Origin of the sequence: Sphingomonas arantia (genome assembly GCF_042682045.1) — a bacterium.
GTDB lineage: Bacteria > Pseudomonadota > Alphaproteobacteria > Sphingomonadales > Sphingomonadaceae > Sphingomonas_R > Sphingomonas_R arantia.
Genome location: NZ_JBHUGS010000002.1, coordinates 231,113 through 247,375 on the forward strand (window position 1 = coordinate 231,113; position 16,263 = coordinate 247,375).

The window sequence follows — 16,263 nt, forward strand, 5'->3', positions numbered from 1 at the left end:
TCAGTCTGCCCGCGTATCGCGGCGCTGCTCCGGTATAGCAGCTTCGGACTGCGACGGGGCGTTCGGCAACGGCTTCGCGATTTCTGCACGAATTGACGCTATGCCGGCCGAATGACGGAACGGGATCAGCGGCCGCGGTCGGCAGTGAGCGGTTGGGTGGGGCTGGCCGGGATGGTCGGGCTGGCGGCGTGGATCGCGGTGGCGGCGTATTGGGGCATGGACGGGCCGATGGCGGGGATGGCCGCGGTCGTCGCGTGCGGGCTGCCGATGGTGGCGTGGTCGCTGATCGTCGACAAGGTGCATCGGCGGGCGTCGACCGGGATCGACTGGTCGTTGCGCCGGCCCTGGGCCGAGGTGCGCGAGACCGCGTTCGCCAAGATCGCCGGGCTGTGGGTGACGTGGGCGGCGATCGCGGGCTTCTACGCGCTCGGGCGGTGGTATTGGCAGGGCGGATATGTGTTCGCGATGCAGGTGCTGGCCGGTGTCGTGCCGGCGTTGTTGCTGCTGTCGGTGCCCTACATCTTCTGGATCGACAGGCGGCTGATCGAGCCGCGCGACGGGGCCTATGCGTTCGGGCAATGGCTGAGCGGGCGGGCGCATGACCGCGACGCGGTGGCGCGGCATGCGCGGGCGTGGGCGGTGAAGGGGTTCTTCACGGCGTTCATGCTGTCGATCGTGCCGGGGAACTGGCACGAGCTGATGCACCGCGATCCGTGGGCGATGCTGGCGGATCCGATGGCGGCGGCGTTTGGGCTGATCACGCTGATGTTCCTGATCGACGTGGCGTTCGCGACGGTCGGCTATGTCCTGACGATGCGGCCGCTGGATGCGCATATCCGATCGGCGAACCCGTATCTCGGTGGCTGGGTGTCGGCGCTGGCCTGCTACCCGCCGTTCATCCTGATCGCGCGCGGCGGGCCGGTGGATTACGAGACGGGCGGGGCGAACTGGTCCTGGTGGCTGGCGGGGAGCCCGCGGCTGACGTTCGTCTGGATGGTGCCGCTGGTCGTGCTGACGGGCGTCTATGCCTGGGCGACGGTGGCGTTCGGGTTGCGGTTTTCCAATCTGACGCATCGCGGGATCATCACCAACGGACCGTACCGGATTACCAAGCATCCGGCCTATCTGGCGAAGAACCTGTTCTGGTGGATGTCGGCGATGCCGTTCCTGGCGGTGTCGGGGGATCTAGCGACGGGGGTGCGCAACACGGTGCTGATGGGGGTGGTGAGCGGCGTCTATTACTGGCGCGCGCGGACCGAGGAGAAGCATCTCGGCGCGGATCCGGAATACCGGGCCTATGCGGCGTGGATGGACCGGCATGGGCCGGTGCCGCGGGTGTTGGGGAAGGTCGGGTTGCGGACCGGGGGGTGGAGCTGACCGTTTCATCCCAACAGCGTCGCAGCTGTGTTGAGGTAGTCCCCACCCCAACCCAGTTTCACGCCACGTCAGGTGAAACATGCCCCCGGCATGTTTCAGGAATTGCCGGGGCAATTCCGACCTGACGTGACGTAAAACTCCTAAAGGAGAGGGGTTTTCGGTTGTGATTAGAAGCGCATCTCGTCGTAGATGCGGCTGAGGTCGCCCTGCCATTCGCCGTGGTAGCGTTCGAGCAGGCGGTCCGCGGAAGTCTTGCCGCTGGCGACGATGTCGCGGAGCGGGCTGAGATAGCCGGTTTCGTCATCGCCGGCCGCGTTGTGGCGTGCGCGAGCCTTGAGACCGGCATGGGCGACGTCGAGCACTTGCGCGCCAAGTTCCTTGAACGTGCGGCCGCGCGGGCCGACCGTCTTGAGGCCGAGCCGCGGGACGTCGGCGCGGATGCGGGTGTGGTCCGCGATCGTCCAGTGCTTGACGAGATCCCACGCCGCATCGAGCGCGGCATCGTCGTATAGCAACCCGACCCAGAAGGCAGGAAGCGCGCAGATCGTGCCGTGCGGGCCGCCGTCCGCGCCGCGCATTTCGAGGAAGCTCTTCAGCCGCACTTCGGGGAAGGCGGTGGAGAGATGGTCGGACCAGTCGGTGCGGGTCGGCTTGTGCCCCGGATACACCGGCAGTTCGCCGCGCAAGAACGCCTTGAAGTCATGGCCCGCGGCGTCGATGTATTTCCCGTCGCGGTACACGAAGTACATCGGCACGTTCAGCATGTAGTCGGCATAGCGTTCATAGCCGAACCCGTCCTCGAACACGAACGGCAGCATGCCGGTGCGCGCCGGATCGGTATCGGTCCAGATGTGGCTGCGGTAGCTGAGGTAACCGTTCGGCTTGCCTTCGGTGAAGGGCGAGTTGGCGAACAGCGCGGTGGCGAGCGGTTGCAGTGCCAGGCTGACCCGGAACTTCTTCACCATGTCGGCCTCGCTGCCATAATCCAGGTTCGTCTGGATCGTGCAGGTGCGGAGCATCATGTCGAGCCCCATGCCGCCGACGCGCGGCATGTGATCGAGCATGATCCGGTAGCGGCCCTTGGGCATGATCGGCAGTTCGGCGCGCGTCTTGTCCGGCCACATGCCCATTCCGAGGAAGCCGAGGCCGAGCTTCTCGCCGATCGCCTTCACCTGTTCCAGGTGGCGGCCGGTTTCGGCGCAGGTCTGGTGGAGGTTGTCGAGCGGGGCGCCGGACAGTTCGAACTGGCCCGCCGGTTCCAGGCTGACATTGCCGTCGCTGCCCGCCAGCGCGATGACGTTGCCGCCCTCCTCGATCCCGGTCCAGCCATAGTCGCCCATGCCGGCCAGCAGATCACGGATGCCGCCCGTCTCGGTGTAGGACGGGGCGCGGCGATCCGCGGTGCGGAACACGAATTTTTCGTGCTCCGTCCCGATCCGCCAGCGGTCCTTCGGTTTTTCACCATCTGCGAACAGGCCGATCAGGTCGGCGCGATCGGTGATGGTCGCGGTGCTGAGGGTGTCGGTCGTGCTGCTCATGAACGCGCCCTTACGCGTGGGCGGGGATGCGCGCCAGCGAGCATTTTTCGAGGCGTCACCAGTCGCCCGCATGCGCCATCCAGAGTGCCACCGCGGCCGCCATGGCGGTGTCGGCGCGCAGGATTCGGGGGCCGAGCGTGACGCCCGACGCCTGCGGGATCGCGCGGATCGAGTCGCGTTCTTCGGGGGTGAAACCGCCCTCCGGCCCGATGAGGATCGCGGCCGGGCCGGGGCGGACGGCCTGCCCGAACGACAACCCGCCGGTTTCGTCGGCGAAGAGCAGCTGGCGGTCGTCGGGCCACGCCTTGAGCAGCGTGTCGAGCGGGGTGAGTTCGGCGAGATCGGGAAGCGCGGTGCGGCCGCATTGTTCGGCCGCCTCGATCAGGTGGGCGCGGAGCCGGTCGTGGTTGAGCCGGTCGACGATGGTGCGGCGGGTGAGGACGGGGACGATCCGTGCGACGCCCAGTTCGCAGGCTTTCTCCATCAGCCAGTCGATACGGCCTTTTTTGATCGGCGCGGCGAGCAGCCAGAGGTCGGGGACGGGCTCACGGTCGCGCAGGTGGCGGGTGATGGCGAGCGTGACGGCGCGGCGCTCGGCGGTGACGATTTCGGCGAGCCATTCGCCGGTGCGGTCGTCGAACAGCTTCACCTGTGCCCCGGGTTTGAGGCGCAGGACGGCGCCGAGATAGTTGGCGGCTGGGCCGTCCAGGGTGAGGTGGGCGTCCTGGGTCAGGGGCTGGTCGAGGTAGAGGCGGGGGAGGGTGTTGGGGGGCCAGGCTGGGGTGGCGGGCATTTTCTTGGCTTTCGCGGAGTGAGTCGTGTGTAGCCATATAGCCCTCCCCCCATCGGGGGGAGGGTACGGTGAGGGGCTTTGGCTGGACGGGGTCTGTTCCATTGTCGCTTCACCCAGAAAAACCCCCCACCCCAGCCCTCCCCCCGGTGGGGGGAGGGGGCTTTGTTCCGTGCTTCCTGAGCGGTAAGGCGTTCCGATGACGACAGAGACTACCCCCGACAGCGAGCAGCGTGGTTTCGTGCGGTTGCTGCCCGCTGCGATCCAGCCATTCTGGTTGCTGGCGCGGTTCGATCGGCCGATCGGGGGGTGGTTGCTGTTCTGGCCGGGGGCTTGGGCGATCGCGCTAGCGGGGGCGGGGTGGGCGCGGGTCGATCTGATCCTGTGGTTTCTGCTCGGCGCGTTCGCGATGCGCGGGGCGGGGTGCGTCTATAACGACATCGTCGACCGCGATCTGGATGCGCAGGTCGAGCGGACGCGGAACCGGCCGTTGCCGAGCGGGCAGGTTTCGGTGCGGGCGGCGTGGATCTGGCTGGTGATGCTGTGCGCGGTCGGGCTGGTCGTGCTGACGCAGTTGAACTTGACCGCGGCGATCACCGCGGTGGCGAGCTTGGGGGCGGTGGCGGCCTATCCGTTCATGAAGCGCATCACGTGGTGGCCGCAGGCGTGGCTGGGGATCGTGTTCAGCTGGGCGGCGCTGGTGGGGTGGCCCGCGGCGACGGGGACGTTCGCGCCGGCGCTGGCGTGGCTCTATGCCGGGTCGATCGCCTGGGTGATCGGGTACGACACGATCTATGCGTTGCAGGATATCGAGGACGACCAGATCGCAGGTGTAAAGTCCAGCGCGCGGGCGCTCGGGGCCCATGCGCGCGCGGGGATCGCAATCTTCTATGCGGTGGCGGTGGCGGCGTGGGGCGTGGCGATCTGGCAGGTCCGGCCGCAGGGGCTGGCGCTGCTCGCGCTGGCGCCGGTCGCGCTGCATCTCGCGGCGCAGGTCATGACGCTGAAACCCGCGGACGGCGGCGATGCGCTGGCGAAGTTCCGGTCGAACCGCTTTGCCGGGCTGCTGATGTTCCTGGCGTGCCTGGTGGTGGGCAGCGCGCGCTAGCCGGGACGGCCCTTTCGCCGGGGCCGCCGCGGCCCTAGATGTCAAACATGCTGACATCCTCTTCCGCCGCGGCGCGTGCCGCCGATCTCGTTGCCGATGCCGTTGCGGCCGGTGCCGACAGTGCCGACGTCCTCTATGTGCGCGATGCATCGACGCAGGTGTCGGTGCGGCTCTGTAAGCTCGACGATGTGCAGCGGTCGGACGGCGAGGAGATCGGGCTGCGGCTGTTCGTCGGGCGGCGGTCGGCGAGCGTGTCGTCGTCTGACCTGTCCGCGGACGCGATGCGCGCGCTGGTCGAGCGTGCGGTCGCGATGGCGCGGGAGGCGCCGGAGGACCCCTATGCGGGGCTCGCTCCGGCCGAGCTGCTGGCGACCGGGGCGGTGCCCGATGTCGATATCGACGATGGCGGCGGGGTCGGCCCGGCTGAGCTGAAGGCACGCGCGCTGGAGGCCGAGGAGGTCGCGCGGGCGGTGCCGGGCATCACGAACAGCGAGGGCGCGGGGGCGAGTGCCAGCCGGGCGACGATCGCGCTGGCGACGTCGACCGGCTTTGCGCGCGAGTACAGCACGACGGCCTATGGCTGTTCCGCCAGTGTGATCGCGGGGGCGGGTGGCGCGATGCAGCGAGATTACGCCAGCCACAGCGCGCGGCATCTGGCGGATCTGGAGGCGGCCGACACGATCGGGCGGCGCGCGGGCGAGCGGGCGACGGCGCGGCTGAACCCGGTGCAGCTGCCGTCGGGCCGGATGCCGGTGGTGTTCGACCCGAGGGTCAGCGCCGGGCTGCTCGGTCCGCTGATCGGCGCGATCACCGGGTCGGCGATCGCGCGGCGGACGAGTTTCCTGCTGGATGCAATGGGGACGCAGCTGTTCGCACCGGGGATCAGCGTGATCGACGATCCGCACCGCGTGCGCGGACTGCGGTCGCGGCCGTTCGATGGCGAGGGGCTGCCGACTGCGCGGAGCGAGATCGTGGCGGACGGGCGGCTGACCGGGTGGATCGCCGATTCCGCGTCCGCGCGGCAGCTCGGGATCCAGCCGACCGGCCATGCCAGCCGCGGAATCGGTGGATCGCCGGGCGCGGGGACGACGAACCTGCATCTGGCGGCGGGGACACTGTCGGTCGAGGAGTTGATCGCGGACATCACGCTGGGCGTGTGGGTGATCGAGCTGATCGGGAGCGGCGTGAACGGGCTGACCGGCGACTATAGCCGGGGCGCGGCGGGCTTTGCGATCCGCGACGGCAAGCTGGCGGAGCCGGTGGCGGAGATCACGATCGCGGGCAATCTCAAGACGATGTACCGCGAACTTGTGCCGGCGTCTGACCTGGTGTTCCGCGGCGGTAGCAACGCGCCGACGGTGCGGATCGATGGCATGACGGTGGCGGGTGCCTGACCGGTTGATCGATGCGGTCGCCGACGTCGCCGCGGAGGCCGGGCGGATCGCGATGGCGAGCTTCGGCGGCGACTATTGCCGCTGGGAGAAGGAGCCCGGCCACCCGGTGTGCGACGTCGACCTGGCGGTCGATGCAATGGTGCGGGCGCGATTGCGTGAGATCGACCCGGAGGCGGGCTGGCTGTCCGAGGAGACGGTCGACAACGCCGAGCGGCTGATGGGGGTTAGGACGTGGGTGGTCGATCCGATCGACGGGACGCGCGATTTTCTGCGCGGGCGACCGGGCTGGGCGGTGTCGATTGCGCTGGTCGAGGGTGGGAATGTGGTGCTGGGCGTGCTCGATGCGCCGGTGCGGGGTGAGCGCTGGGCGGCGGTTCGCGGGCGGGGGGCGACGCGGAACGGCGTTGTGTTGCGGGCCGGTGGGCGGACGGAGCTGGCGGGGGCGCGGACGCCGGCGGAGGCTTTGCCGCGCGCGGACCGCGCGTTGACGATGGTGGAGCGGCCGAACTCGATCGCGCTCAGGATCGCGATGGTGGCGGCGGACGAGGCGGATCTGGTCGCGACGCTGCGCTGGGGGCATGAGTGGGATATCGCGGCGGCCGCGCTGATCGCGCAGGAGGCGGGGGCGGTGGTGACCGACGGGTTCGGCGATCCGCTGCGCTATAACTCTACGAAGGGCGAGGCGTTCGGGTGTATCGCGGCAGTGCCGGGAATCCATGCGGCGGCGGTGGCGCACCTGGGGTCGCGCGCGGTTGCGGCTGTGGCTCGGTAGGGCTGGGTCTGGCGGGGCAGTCCTTCGATACGGGCCTTCGCCTTCGCTCGGTCCCTACTCAGGACGAACGGATGGTCAGTTAAAACGCCGGGTCTTTGCGACCCGGCGTTTTTAGGTCGTGATCAGCTTGGCTTGATGGCCGAGATCATCTCGATGTGGTGCTGGACGATCGGCACGGCTTTCGTCGCGGCGGCCTTCAGCGCGGGCTGCGTGCCGGAGGTGCTGTAACCCTGGTGCAGGGCGAGCGCTTCCTGGTGGGCGGTGGCCTGCTGCTGCAGGTAGAGCGCATCGCGGGCCGGGCCGGTGGCGCGGTTGAGGTCGGCGATCATCTGCGCCTTGGGGGCGTCGAGCTTCGGCGGGGCGGGGCGGATGCCGGCGGTCTTGGCGGCGGCCATGACGGTCGCGGTCGTCTTGCCGTGATCGGTGATCATCATCTGCGCGAAGCTGCGCACGCCGGGGTTTTTCGTCGTTTTCAGGACCGACTGGCTCGACTGCTTTTCGTACAGGTCGCTGGCGCCGGCTTTCATGACGAAGGTCGCGGGCGTCTCGGGTGCCTGGGCGAAGGCGGGGGTCGCGACGAGAGCGGCGAGGATTAGGGCTGGCTTGAACATGGTGATCTCCATTCGATGCGGCGTTCAACCGCGAATGGAGCCCCAACCGCTCGTATGGCCTGGGTGTTCAACACTATTCGGGAGTAGCAACCTGGATCAGGACGATTGTCCATCCGACACGGGCGACAGGCCGAGCCGCGCGATTTCGATCTTCGGGCAGCGATCGACGACGACCTTCAGTCCGGCCGCCTCGGCGCGCGCGACGCCGGCGTCGTCGTGGACGCCGAGCTGCAGCCAGACCGATTTCGCACCGGCGGCGATTGCCTGATCGATCGCGGCGCCGGCATCCGCGGACTTGCGGAAGATGTCGACCATGTCGATCGGTTCGCCGATCTGCGCCAGTTCGCGCCAGACATATTCGCCGTGGACATGCTCGCCGGTGATCTGCGGATTGACGGGGATCACGCGGTAGCCGTGGTGGGTGAGGAACTGGGCGACGCCGTAGCTCGGCCGGTCGGGGCGGTCGGATGCGCCGATCATCGCGATGGTGCGGGTGTCGCGCAGGAGGGCCGCGATGTCGTCGTCGGATGTTAGGGGCATGCCGGTCTCCGTCAAATGGTGGGTGTGAGCGCCGCGGGTTGGGTCAGCCAGTCGGCGATGCGGTCCGCGATGGCCAGGAACGCGGCGGCCTCGGGTCCGTCGCCGGCGGCCGGCGGGGTGCCGGCGTCGGACGCGGTGCGGATCGCGATGTCGAGCGGGACGCGGCCGAGGAACGGGAGCGCCAAAGCGGCGGCCGCCGCCTCCGCACCGCCGCGACCGAACGGATCGGACTGCTCGCCGCAATGCGGGCAGATGTAGCCGGACATGTTTTCGACCAGGCCGATGAGCGGCACCGACGCCTGGCGGAACAGGTCGATCGCGCGGGTGGCGTCGATCAGCGCGAGGTCCTGCGGCGTCGAGACGATGACCGCGCCGGCCGGCTTGTGCTTCGAGATCATGCTGAGCTGCACGTCGCCGGTGCCGGGCGGCAGATCGAGGATCAGGACGTCGATATCGCCCCAGTCGGCATCGACGAGCTGGCCGAGCGCGCCGCCGACCATCGGCCCGCGCCAGGCGATCGCGCGGCCGGGCTCGACCAGCTGGCCCATCGACAGCATCGGGACGCCGTATTCGGTGGGCACCGGGTTGAGCCGCTTGTCGAGCGCGGTCGCCTTTTGATCTGCGGCGTGCATCAATTGCGGCTGCGACGGGCCGTAGATGTCCGCATCGACCAGCCCGACCTTCACGCCGCGCCGCGCGAGTGCCACCGCGACGTTGGCGGACAAGGTGGACTTGCCGACGCCGCCCTTGCCGCTGCCGATCGCGATGATGCGGCGGGTCTTCTTCTCCGCGGTCATGGCGACACGGACTGTCGCGACGCCGGGGACCGCGAGTAGGGCGGCCCGGATGTGGTCCTCGACGGCGGTGCGGTCCGCGTCACTGTAGCCGGTGACGTCGAGGATCACGCTGGCGGTCGTGCCGGTCATGCGGGGGGCCGCGGCGCGGGCGGCGGCGATGAGGCCGCGTCCGGACGCCGGGTCGACGACCAGATCCAGGGCGTGGGCGAGACGGTCGGTGGGATCGGCGGGAGACTGCATATGATGGACATAAGGCCCATAGGCAGCGTTGCCACTGTTTTTCCCCGGGCGGACACCTATAAAGAATGGATGAGCGACACAGCAGGCGGACAAATACCGGGGCGCAGCCTTTTGAACGAGGCGGGCGGCGGCCCATGGAGCGGTGGAGCCCCGGGTGGCGGCTCCGGCGGCGGTGGCGGCAAAGGTGGCGGCGACGGTGGCAAGGGTGGTGATGGCGGCAAGGGCGGCGACGGCGGCCTCGGCCCGCGCAACCCGTGGGACCAGCCGCCACGCAAGCGCCCGTCCGGCGGCGGGAATGGCGGCAAGGGTCCGAACGGGCCGACCGCGCTCGACGAACTGCTCCGTCGCGGACGGCAGGGATTCAACAATGGCCTGCCGACGCCGCAGGGGCGCAAGGTCTGGACTTTGGTGGCGGCGGCCATCGTGCTGCTGTGGATCGTGACGACGTCGTTTCACCAGGTCGGCGCGCAGCAGCGCGGCGTGGTCACGCGGTTCGGCAAATATGTTACGACGATGTCACCGGGTGTCGGCTTCACGCTGCCCGCGCCGATCGATCGCGTGACGAAGGTTTCGGTCGACGAAATCCGCGAGATCAACATCGACGCATCGGACACAAGCGGTGCCGCCGCGGGCGGTGCGCAGAACCTGATGGTAACCGGCGACCAGAACATCATTGACCTGGCCTATTCGGTGCGCTGGAACATCCGCGATCCGGAGCTTTATTTGTTCGAGCTGGCCGATCCGGACGACACGATCCGCGAAGTTGCCGAGAGCGCGATGCGGGCTGAGATCGCACGCGTGACGCTGAACGACGCGATCGGGCCGCAGCGCAGCCAGATCGAGGGCCGTGTGCAGCAGCGTGTTCAGGCGATCCTCGACGGGTACAAGGCCGGCGTGCTGATCCAGGGTGTCGCGATCAAGCAGGCCGATCCGCCCGCCGCGGTCGTGGCCGCATTCAAGGACGTATCGGCCGCCCAGCAGGAGGTGCAGAGCTACCTCAACAATGCGCGGGCCTACGCGCTCCAGCTGACCGCCAAGGCGCAGGGCGAGGCGGGTGCGTTCGACAAGGTGTACGACCAGTATCGCCTCGCGCCGGAAGTGACGCGCAAGCGCATGTATTACGAGACGATGGAGGATGTGTTGGCCAAGACCGACAAGACCGTGGTGGAGACGCCGGGTGTCACGTCCTACCTGCCGCTGAACCAGTTGCCGCGCCCGGCAACGACGCCCGCGGCCCCCGCCGCGCCCGCGATCCAGGAAGGGCCTGCGCAGTGAACCCGGTGACCAACCTGTTCCGCAATCCGATCAGCTGGGCGATTGCGCTGGTCCTGGCGCTGATCGTCGCGGCGTCCGTGTTCGCGGTGGTGCCGGAAACGCGGCAGGGCCTCGTCGTGCGGCTCGGCAAGCCGAACCGGGTGATCAACGGCTATGTGCCGGGTCGTCCGTTCGGGCAGACCGGGGCGGGCCTCGTGGCACGCTGGCCGTTCCTCGAGCAGATCGTCTGGATCGACAAGCGTGTGCTCGATTTCGACATGCCGCGTCAGTCGGTCCTGTCGACCGACCAGCTGCGGCTGGAGGTGGATGCGTTCGCGCGGTACCGGATCGTGAATCCGTTGCGCATGTACCTGCGTGCGCGTGGCGACGAGAAGCGCGTTTCGGATGCGTTGCGCCCGATCCTGGCGTCGTCGTTGCGTAATGAGCTTGGGCGGCGGTCGTTCGTCGCGTTGCTCAGCCCGGAGCGTGGCCAGCTGATGGACAACATCCAGGCGCGACTGAACATCGTCGCGGCGCAATATGGTGCCGAGATCGTCGACGTGCGGATCAAGCGGGCCGATCTGCCCGACGGTACGCCGCTCGAGAGCGCGTATCAGCGGATGCGGTCGGCGCGCGAGCAGGAGGCGCGGTCGATCCGTGCCGAGGGCCAGAAGCAGGCGCAGCTGATCACCGCTCAGGCCGATGCCGATGCGTCGCGGGTCTATGCCAATTCGTTCAACCGCGACCCCGAGTTTTACGACTTCTACCGGGCCATGCAGTCCTACCGCCATACGTTCGGGACGGACGGCACCACGGCGACGGGTGGAACGTCAATGGTGCTGTCGCCCGAAAACGAGTATCTTCGCCAGTTCCGGGGCCGGCGCCCCTGATCCGTCGGGCGGGCCGTCCACAGGCCCGTCGTTCAAACACCGTTCAGCCGGGAAACGGCAGCGACACGCTGTCCGCCCGGTGCCACAAGGCGGAAACTGACTCCCTGAGGAGGATTGCGATCGTGCGTTACGCCTATGCCATCACTGCCGCCATGCTTGCCGGCGGTGCGACGGCCACACTCGTCGTAAACCAGCCGCTCGGCGCGCAGGTCGCGCAGAACGCCCCGGGCACCGTGCCCCCCGTGGCGCCGCGACCCGGCGCGCCGATGAGCTTCGCGGATCTTGCCGCCAAGCTGCAGCCCGCGGTGGTCAACATTTCCACCACGCAACAGGTGTCGCTGCGCGGGAATCAGTCGAACCCGTTCGCCGGCAGCCCGTTCGAGGATTTCTTCAAGCAGTTCGGCGGCCAGGGCGGCGCTCCGGGCGACGGCGGCCGTCCGCAGACGCGCGAAGCGACCTCGCTGGGGTCCGGCTTCATCGTGTCGGACGATGGTTACATCGTGACCAACAATCACGTGATTTCCGGCGGGCGCGATGCGGCCGGGCAGGGCACCACGTCGGTCGTGTCGTCGATCACGGTCACGCTGCCCGATCGCAAGGAATATGTCGCCAAGGTCGTCGGCCGCGACGTCAATTCCGATCTTGCGGTGCTGAAGATCGAAGCGCGCGGCCTGCCGTTCGTGCAGTTCGGCGATTCGAAGCGCGCCCGGATCGGTGACTGGGTCGTGGCGATCGGCAACCCGTTCGGGCTCGGTTCGACCGTGACCGCGGGCATCGTGTCGGCGCTCCATCGCGGGATCGGCGCCGGCGGTGCCAACGACCGTTACATCCAGACCGACGCGTCGATCAACCAGGGCAACTCGGGCGGCCCGATGTTCGACCTGAACGGCAACGTGATCGGCATCAACACCGCGATCTATTCGCCGACCGGCGGCAATGTCGGCATCGGCTTCGCGATCCCGGCCGAGGAAGCCAAGCCGATCGTCGACGCGCTGCGCGCCGGCAAGCGGGTGCGCCGCGGGTATCTGGGCGTCGGCATCCAGCCGATCGACGACAACATTGCCGAATCGCTTGGCTTGCCGAAGAATGTCGGCGAGCTGATCCGCTCGGTCGAGCCGGGCTATGCCGCGGCGCGTGCCGGCATCCGCCAGGGTGACGTGGTCGTGAAGATCGGTGGGACCGACATCACGCCGGACAGCACGCTGAGCTACACCGTCGCGAACCTGCCGATCGGCAGCCGCGTGCCGATCGAACTGATCCGCAGCGGTCAGCGCATGACCGTGACCGCAGTGATCGGCGAGCGTCCGCCCGAGGACCAGTTGGCCGCGGCCGGTTCGGGTCAGGGGCTGAACGACGACGATGATGCCGATCCGGCGACGCCGCAGGCACAGCCGACGCGCGCCTCGCTCGGCCTCAGCCTGCAGGCGCTGACGCCCGAGATCGGGCGTTCGATCGGGCTGCCGACCGGAGTGCGCGGTGTGGTGATCTCCGCGGTCGATCCGTCGAGCAACGCGGCATCGCAGGGGCTGGCACGCGGTGACGTGATCCTGTCGATCAACCAGAAGCCGACGACGACCATCCAGGAGGTGATCGCCGCAGTGAATGCCGCCAAGGCTGCCGGTCGGCCGAGTGTGCTGATGCTGGTCCAGCGTCAGGCGACGCCGCCGCGTTATCTGGGCGTGGAACTGGCGAAGAAGTAAACCGGTCCTAGAACCGGACGAACGACGAGCACCCCCTTTCCAACCGGAGAGGGGGTGTTTGCATGAGGAGGGCAAGCGATGGCGGACGGCGAGATCCTGATCGGGGCAACGGCGGACGGGGTGCGGCAGGTGATGAACCTGAAGCGCGCCAATCGGCACGGCCTGATCGCCGGGGCGACGGGCACCGGCAAGACCGTGACGTTGCAGACGATCGCCGAGCAGTGCTCGCAAGCCGGCGTGCCGGTGTTCGTGTCCGACGTGAAGGGTGACCTGAGCGGGATCGCGATGGCCGGGTCGGCCGCCGCGCCGATGCATGCGACGCTGGCGGCGCGGGCGGCGGAGATCGGGCTGACCGACTGGACCTATGCCGCCAATCCGGTCGTGTTCTGGGACCTGTTCGGCAAGCAGGGGCATCCGATCCGCACTACGGTGTCGGAGATGGGGCCGATCCTGCTCGCGCGGCTGATGGACTTGAACGCGGTGCAGGAGGGCGTGCTGGCGATTGCGTTCCGGGTGGCGGACGAGGGCGGGATGCTGTTGCTCGACCTGGCCGACCTGCAGGCGATGCTGGCCCATATCGCGGAGAATGCGGCGGAGCTGACTGCCAAGTACGGGAACGTCACGCGGCAGAGCGTGGGGGCGATCCAGCGGCAGTTGTTGCAGCTGGAGTCGCAGGGTGGCGACGCGTTCTTCGGCGAGCCGGCGCTCGACATCCACGACTTCATCGCGGTGCACGAGAACGGCCGCGGGAACATCAACGTGCTGGCCGCCGACAGCCTGATGGCGAGTCCGCGGCTTTACGCGACGTTCCTGCTGTGGCTGCTGTCCGAACTGTTCGAGACGCTGCCGGAGATCGGCGATCCGGACAAGCCGGTGCTCGTGTTCTTCTTCGACGAGGCGCATCTGCTGTTCGATGCCGCCCCGCCGGCGCTGATCGATACGATCGAGCAGGTCGTGCGGCTGGTCCGGTCGAAGGGGGTGGGCGTCTATTTCGTGACGCAGAACCCGATCGACGTGCCGGACGATGTGGCGGGGCAGCTGGGCAACCGCGTGCAGCATGCGTTGCGCGCGTTCACGGCGCGCGACCAGAAGGCGGTACGCGCGGCGGCCGAGACGTTCCGGGCGAGCCCCGGTGTCGATGTAGCGACCGCGATCACCGAGCTGAAGGTCGGCGAGGCGCTGGTGTCGATGTTGCAGCCGGACGGATCGCCCAGCCCGGTCGCGCGCACGCTGGTCGCGCCGCCGGGGTCGCGGCTGGGGCCGGTGACGGACAAGGAACGTGCGCTGCTGGTGTCGGTGTCGCCCTATGCCGGGAAGTATGACGAGGCGATCGACCGCGAAAGTGCGGCCGAGCTGCTGGCGGCCAAGGCGGGCGATGCGCAGGCGGCGGTCGAGCGTGCGGCGGCCGATGCCGCGGCTGCGCGCGAGCAGGCGGCGCAGGCGAAGCTGGACGCGGCACGCGAGAAGGACGACGCGCGGCTGGCGCAGGTCGCTGATCGTGCGGCGGCCCGCGCGGAGGCGGCGCAGGCCAAGGCGGAGGAGCGCGCCCGGATTGCGGCGGAACGCGAAGCGGCGCGGCCGACGATGGTGGACAAGATGGTGCAGTCGGCGGCCCGGTCCGCGGCGTCGTCGGTCGGGCGGCAGGTAGCCGGGCGGTTCGGCGCGCAGCTGTTCCGCGGGTTGCTGGGCGGATTGTTCAAGGGATGAGGCATCACGCCCGGTTGGTGGTTCGGCCGGGATGGCTTATCTGAGAGGAAAGCAGGACAGGACCGCGATGATTACCGAGATCGAACCGACGACCACCACCGATGCGATCGCATCGCTTTCGCTGACCGACAGCAGCACCGATCCGCAGGGCTTCGCCGACGCGCTGGGGCGGTCTTTCGAGACCTACGGCTTCGCGGTCGTGCGCGATCACGGGATCGATGCGGCGATCATCGCGCGGGCGGAGACGGCGGCGAAGGCGTTCTTCGCGCTGCCCGAGGATGTGAAGCGGCAGTATCATATTCCCGGCACCGGCGGTGCGCGCGGACTGACGCCGTTCGGGATCGAGACGGCGAAGGATGCGACCGCGGTCGACCTGAAGGAATTCTGGCATGTCGGGCGCGAGCTGGTCGCGGGGCACCCGTTCAGCGCGCAGATGCCGCCGAACGTGTGGCCGGCGGAGGTCGCCGATTTCCGCGATGCGATGCTGGCGATCTTCGCCGCGTTCGATGCGGCAGGGGCACGGATCCTGTCGGCGATCGCGCTGTATCTGAAGCTCGATCCGGACTTCTTCGTCGATACGGTGCGTGACGGCAATTCGGTGCTGCGACTGCTCCACTATCCGCCGATCGGCGCGGACAGCCCGAGCATCCGGGCGGGCGCGCATGAGGACATCAACACGATCACGCTGCTGCTGGGCGCCGAGGAGGCCGGGTTGCAGTTGCAGAAGAAGGACGGCGACTGGATGTCGGTCGCGATCGGCGAGGGGGAGCTGGTCGTCAATGTCGGCGACATGTTGCAGCGGCTGACCAACGGCGTGTTGCGGTCGACGACGCACCGCGTGATGAACCCGCCGCCGGAACGCCGCGGCGTCGCGCGTTACTCGATGCCGTTCTTCCTGCATTTCCGGCCGGACTACATGATCCGCACGCTGCCCGGTACGATCAGTGCGGAGCGGCCCGACCAGTATCCGGACGGCATCACCGCGCATGACTATCTCATGCAGAGGCTCCGCGAGATCAAACTGATCTGACCGGCGACAGGGGCGTCAGCCGCGGCCGCGATAGCCGGGGACGCCCTGATCCGGCAGCCAGAGGCCTTCCGGCACGGCGCCCGATTGCCAGAACACGTCGATCGGGATGCCGCCGCGCGGGTACCAGTAGCCGCCGATCCGCAGGTAGCGCGGGTGCATCTCGTCGAACAGCCGCTGGCCGATGCCGACGGTCACGTCCTCGTGGAAGCCCGCATGGTTGCGGAAGCTGCCGAGGAACAGCTTGAGCGATTTCGATTCGACGATCGTGTCGCCGGGCGCATAGTCGATGACGAGATGCGCGAAATCCGGCTGTCCGGTGACCGGGCAGAGCGAGGTGAACTCGGGCACCGCGAACCGGACGAGATAGAGCGATCCAATGCGCGGGTTCGGGACATAGTCGAGAGCGGCCTCCTCCGGCGATGCGGGGAGCGTGCTGGCCTGGCCAAGATAGAGAGGTGTCATGCGTTCGGCCTTAGCGGTTTTCCGAGCCCAACTATACCATTGTCGTCGCGCGA

General features: G+C 68.5%; 15 protein-coding genes. 9 read left to right on the top strand and 6 right to left on the bottom strand.

Annotation, left to right across the window (positions count from 1 at the left end):
• The first annotated feature begins 111 nt into the window (after positions 1 to 111).
• Entirely contained in the window at positions 112 to 1,377 is a 1,266-nt protein-coding gene (locus ACFSGX_RS06825; RefSeq protein WP_380928569.1) for a methyltransferase family protein, read from the top strand.
• A 167-nt stretch (positions 1,378 to 1,544) separates the two neighbouring features.
• Here the strand turns inward: ACFSGX_RS06825 and ACFSGX_RS06830 are convergent, their stop codons facing one another.
• Positions 1,545 to 2,915, bottom strand: a complete 1,371-nt coding sequence (locus ACFSGX_RS06830) for a glutamate--cysteine ligase (RefSeq protein WP_380928570.1) — start codon at positions 2,913 to 2,915, stop codon at positions 1,545 to 1,547.
• A 55-nt stretch (positions 2,916 to 2,970) separates the two neighbouring features.
• Positions 2,971 to 3,708 (bottom strand): 16S rRNA (uracil(1498)-N(3))-methyltransferase, encoded by a 738-nt coding sequence (locus ACFSGX_RS06835; RefSeq protein WP_380928572.1) that lies wholly within the window; start codon positions 3,706 to 3,708, stop codon positions 2,971 to 2,973.
• A 196-nt stretch (positions 3,709 to 3,904) separates the two neighbouring features.
• On the opposite strand from ACFSGX_RS06835, the gene ubiA reads away from it, so the two are divergent.
• From ubiA to ACFSGX_RS06850, 3 genes are read left to right on the top strand one after another with little or no spacing between them, the layout of a single operon-like run.
• Positions 3,905 to 4,813, top strand: a complete 909-nt coding sequence (gene ubiA, locus ACFSGX_RS06840; RefSeq protein WP_380928574.1) for a 4-hydroxybenzoate octaprenyltransferase — start codon at positions 3,905 to 3,907, stop codon at positions 4,811 to 4,813.
• 47 nt (positions 4,814 to 4,860) lie between these two features.
• Positions 4,861 to 6,207, top strand: a complete 1,347-nt coding sequence (locus ACFSGX_RS06845) for a TldD/PmbA family protein (RefSeq protein WP_380928576.1) — start codon at positions 4,861 to 4,863, stop codon at positions 6,205 to 6,207.
• Positions 6,200 to 6,979, top strand: a complete 780-nt coding sequence (locus ACFSGX_RS06850; RefSeq protein WP_380928578.1) for an inositol monophosphatase family protein — start codon at positions 6,200 to 6,202, stop codon at positions 6,977 to 6,979. The genes ACFSGX_RS06845 and ACFSGX_RS06850 overlap by 8 nt, the downstream gene beginning before the upstream one ends.
• Positions 6,980 to 7,101: 122 nt before the next feature.
• Here ACFSGX_RS06850 and ACFSGX_RS06855 read toward each other — a convergent pair whose 3' ends face one another.
• The 3 genes from ACFSGX_RS06855 to ACFSGX_RS06865 form a co-directional block, all read right to left on the bottom strand.
• On the bottom strand, positions 7,102 to 7,590 hold the full coding sequence (locus ACFSGX_RS06855) for a DUF4142 domain-containing protein (RefSeq protein ID WP_380928580.1): 489 nt from the start codon (positions 7,588 to 7,590) through the stop codon (positions 7,102 to 7,104).
• A gap of 96 nt (positions 7,591 to 7,686) precedes the next feature.
• Positions 7,687 to 8,130, bottom strand: coding sequence for a CoA-binding protein (locus tag ACFSGX_RS06860; RefSeq protein ID WP_380928582.1), 444 nt, complete (start codon positions 8,128 to 8,130; stop codon positions 7,687 to 7,689).
• 11 nt (positions 8,131 to 8,141) lie between these two features.
• The gene (locus ACFSGX_RS06865) at positions 8,142 to 9,167 is read right to left on the bottom strand and encodes an Mrp/NBP35 family ATP-binding protein (RefSeq protein ID WP_380928584.1); all 1,026 of its coding nucleotides are present in this window, start codon (positions 9,165 to 9,167) and stop codon (positions 8,142 to 8,144) included.
• A gap of 69 nt (positions 9,168 to 9,236) precedes the next feature.
• Here ACFSGX_RS06865 and hflK point away from each other — a divergent pair, with 69 nt between their 5' ends.
• From hflK to ACFSGX_RS06890, 5 genes are all read left to right on the top strand, one after another.
• A complete protein-coding gene (gene hflK, locus ACFSGX_RS06870; RefSeq protein ID WP_380928586.1) occupies positions 9,237 to 10,442 on the top strand; it encodes an FtsH protease activity modulator HflK in 1,206 nt (401 codons plus the stop codon).
• 5 nt (positions 10,443 to 10,447) lie between these two features.
• Positions 10,448 to 11,311 carry a protease modulator HflC gene (gene hflC / locus ACFSGX_RS06875; RefSeq protein ID WP_380929996.1) on the top strand — a complete coding sequence of 288 codons (864 nt, stop codon included), beginning with the start codon at positions 10,448 to 10,450 and terminating at the stop codon, positions 11,309 to 11,311.
• A gap of 122 nt (positions 11,312 to 11,433) precedes the next feature.
• Entirely contained in the window at positions 11,434 to 13,011 is a 1,578-nt protein-coding gene (locus ACFSGX_RS06880; protein WP_380928588.1) for a Do family serine endopeptidase, read from the top strand.
• A gap of 78 nt (positions 13,012 to 13,089) precedes the next feature.
• Positions 13,090 to 14,718: a helicase HerA-like domain-containing protein gene (locus ACFSGX_RS06885; protein WP_380928590.1), complete on the top strand. Its 1,629-nt coding sequence runs from the start codon at positions 13,090 to 13,092 to the stop codon at positions 14,716 to 14,718.
• 67 nt (positions 14,719 to 14,785) lie between these two features.
• Positions 14,786 to 15,748: an isopenicillin N synthase family dioxygenase gene (locus ACFSGX_RS06890; protein WP_380928592.1), complete on the top strand. Its 963-nt coding sequence runs from the start codon at positions 14,786 to 14,788 to the stop codon at positions 15,746 to 15,748.
• 15 nt (positions 15,749 to 15,763) lie between these two features.
• Here the strand turns inward: ACFSGX_RS06890 and queF are convergent, their stop codons facing one another.
• Entirely contained in the window at positions 15,764 to 16,210 is a 447-nt protein-coding gene (queF, locus tag ACFSGX_RS06895; RefSeq protein ID WP_380928594.1) for a preQ(1) synthase, read from the bottom strand.
• Between the last annotated feature and the right edge of the window lie 53 nt (positions 16,211 to 16,263).

What these genes read in the sequence shown, in the direction of transcription:
- ACFSGX_RS06830 (WP_380928570.1), bottom strand. Translation starts at nt 2,915, where the DNA reads ATGAGCAGCACGACCGACACCCTCAGCACCGCGACCATCACCGATCGC.
- ACFSGX_RS06885 (WP_380928590.1), top strand. Translation starts at nt 13,090, where the DNA reads ATGGCGGACGGCGAGATCCTGATCGGGGCAACGGCGGACGGGGTGCGG.
- hflK (WP_380928586.1), top strand. Translation starts at nt 9,237, where the DNA reads ATGAGCGACACAGCAGGCGGACAAATACCGGGGCGCAGCCTTTTGAAC.
- ACFSGX_RS06835 (WP_380928572.1), bottom strand. Translation starts at nt 3,708, where the DNA reads ATGCCCGCCACCCCAGCCTGGCCCCCCAACACCCTCCCCCGCCTCTAC.
- ubiA (WP_380928574.1), top strand. Translation starts at nt 3,905, where the DNA reads ATGACGACAGAGACTACCCCCGACAGCGAGCAGCGTGGTTTCGTGCGG.
- ACFSGX_RS06855 (WP_380928580.1), bottom strand. Translation starts at nt 7,590, where the DNA reads ATGTTCAAGCCAGCCCTAATCCTCGCCGCTCTCGTCGCGACCCCCGCC.
- ACFSGX_RS06890 (WP_380928592.1), top strand. Translation starts at nt 14,786, where the DNA reads ATGATTACCGAGATCGAACCGACGACCACCACCGATGCGATCGCATCG.
- queF (WP_380928594.1), bottom strand. Translation starts at nt 16,210, where the DNA reads ATGACACCTCTCTATCTTGGCCAGGCCAGCACGCTCCCCGCATCGCCG.
- ACFSGX_RS06860 (WP_380928582.1), bottom strand. Translation starts at nt 8,130, where the DNA reads ATGCCCCTAACATCCGACGACGACATCGCGGCCCTCCTGCGCGACACC.
- ACFSGX_RS06845 (WP_380928576.1), top strand. Translation starts at nt 4,861, where the DNA reads ATGCTGACATCCTCTTCCGCCGCGGCGCGTGCCGCCGATCTCGTTGCC.
- ACFSGX_RS06865 (WP_380928584.1), bottom strand. Translation starts at nt 9,167, where the DNA reads ATGCAGTCTCCCGCCGATCCCACCGACCGTCTCGCCCACGCCCTGGAT.
- ACFSGX_RS06825 (WP_380928569.1), top strand. Translation starts at nt 112, where the DNA reads ATGACGGAACGGGATCAGCGGCCGCGGTCGGCAGTGAGCGGTTGGGTG.